Annotated in this window: 2 protein-coding genes; both read left to right on the top strand. The window is 77.6% G+C overall.

The window, feature by feature from the left end; genetic code table 11:
* The first annotated feature begins 228 nt into the window (after positions 1-228).
* On the top strand, positions 229-1,431 hold the full coding sequence (locus AC1MIR_RS12050; RefSeq protein ID WP_480028395.1) for an MFS transporter: 1,203 nt from the start codon (positions 229-231) through the stop codon (positions 1,429-1,431).
* A gap of 44 nt (positions 1,432-1,475) precedes the next feature.
* Complete coding sequence (locus AC1MIR_RS12055) at positions 1,476-1,673, top strand: twin transmembrane helix small protein (protein ID WP_480028396.1); 198 nt, start codon at positions 1,476-1,478, stop codon at positions 1,671-1,673.
* Positions 1,674-1,780 lie beyond the last annotated feature (107 nt).

The following is a 1,780-nucleotide window of genomic DNA, read 5'->3' on the forward strand; positions in this document are numbered from 1 at the left end:
CCGGCCAGGCGGATCGGGCCGCCCTGCGGGGGGCTTGCCGTGCGCTTCAACAGCGCGGGCGGCGCCTGCCTGGGCCAGCGCCGGCGCGCCGGCCAGGCAGATCAGCAGGAGGAGCAATCGGGAAAGGGACATGGGCGCGGTGGTGAACCCTGCCCGTCCCGCCGGGTCAACCCTCGCGCCGCGGCGGCCCTGTTGCGGCGCAGCACGCGGGGCCACAGGATCACGGGCGTGCAAGCCGGCGGCCCCTCCCTGATCACGCTGATGTTGGCGCTGCTGGCGGTCCACCTGGCCGGCATGGGCGCCTTCCTGACGGTGCCGGTGCTGGCGCCGGCGATCGGCGCCGAGACCGGCCTGCCGCCCAGCCTTGCCGGGCTGCACACCGCCCTCGCCTATGCCGGGGCGCTGGTGACCGCGCCGCTGACCGGCCCGCTGGTGCGCCGGCATGGCGGGATCCGCGTGCTGCAGGTGGGGCTCGTCGTGGTGGGGTGCGGGATCGCGCTGGCCACGCTCGGCAAGCCCTGGGCGCTGGCGCTCTCGGCCTTCGTGGCCGGGATGGGGCACGGGCCGGTGACGCCGGGGAGCAGCCACGTGATCGCCGCCCGCACCCCGCCGCGGCGCCGCGCGCTGGTGTTCAGCCTGAAGCAGGCCGGGGTGCCGGCGGGCGCCATGATGGTGGCCGCCGTGGCCCCCGCGGTGGCGGTGATGGGGGGCTGGCGCGCCGGCGTGCTGGCCATGGCGCTGACCGCCTTCCTGGTGGCGGCGGCGCTGCAGCCGATCCGCGCCGCGCTGGACGCCGAGCGCGACCCGCGCGCCGCGGCGGCCGGGCTCAGGGCCATCGCGCGGGAGGCGACGGGCTCGGTCGGCATGCTGCGCCACGACGCGGTGCTGCGCCGGCTGACCGTGATGTCCTGCTGCTACGGCGTGGCGCAGTTCTGCTTCCTGACCTTCTTCGTCGCCTACCAGGTCGCCGCCCTGGGGACGCCGCTGACCGAGGCCGGGCTGCGCCTGGCGCTGGCCCAGGCCGCGGGCGTGCTGGGGCGCATCGGCTGGGCGGTGATCGCCGACCGGGGCGGGGCGCGGGCGGTGCTGGTGGCCTGCGGCCTGCTGGCGGCGGCGGCGGGGCTGGTGCTGGCGGCCGCGGGGCCGGGCTGGCCGGCGCTGGCGGTGGTGCTGGCCGGGATCGTGATGGGCGCCAGCGCGGTGGGCTGGAACGGGGTGATGCTGGCCGAGGCGGCGCGCATCGCCCCGCCCGGCCAGGTGGGCGCGGCCACCGCGGCGCTGTCCTTCGCCTTCGGGGTGACGATGCTGGTGGCTCCCCCGGCCTTCACCGGGCTGGTGGCGCTGACCGGCGGCTATGCGGCGGGCTTCCTGCTCTGCGTCGCGACCGCGCTGGCCGGGGCCGCCGCCATCGCGACCGCGCCCCGGCGTTAGGCGCGGCGGCTTGCCGTGGCGGCGGGACCTGCCATGTTCAGGCCATGGTGACGGTCCTCAAGGTGCTGGTCGTGGTCTCGATGCTGGCCACGCTCGGCGTGATGTTCGCCGGCATGGCCGGCCTGGCCCGCAGCGAGCAGGGCGGCGGCGCGCGGTCCAACATGCTGATGCGCTGGCGCGTCGGGCTGCAGTTCCTGACGATCATCCTGTTCCTGCTGCTGCTGCTGGCGATGCGCGGCTGAACGGCAGGCCCCGTGCCCGCCTTGCCCGCCCGGGCTCCGGCAACTATGGTCCGGCGCGTTTCGCGGCCGCCCCGGCGGCCGGCGGGCGGGCCCCGGGGGGCGGGGCG

This window comes from Falsiroseomonas sp. RANM36 (assembly GCF_056682175.1).

Bases quoted from the DNA above. Each gene is read 5' to 3' on its own strand.
- AC1MIR_RS12055 (WP_480028396.1), top strand. From the start codon at position 1,476: ATGGTGACGGTCCTCAAGGTGCTGGTCGTGGTCTCGATGCTGGCCACG.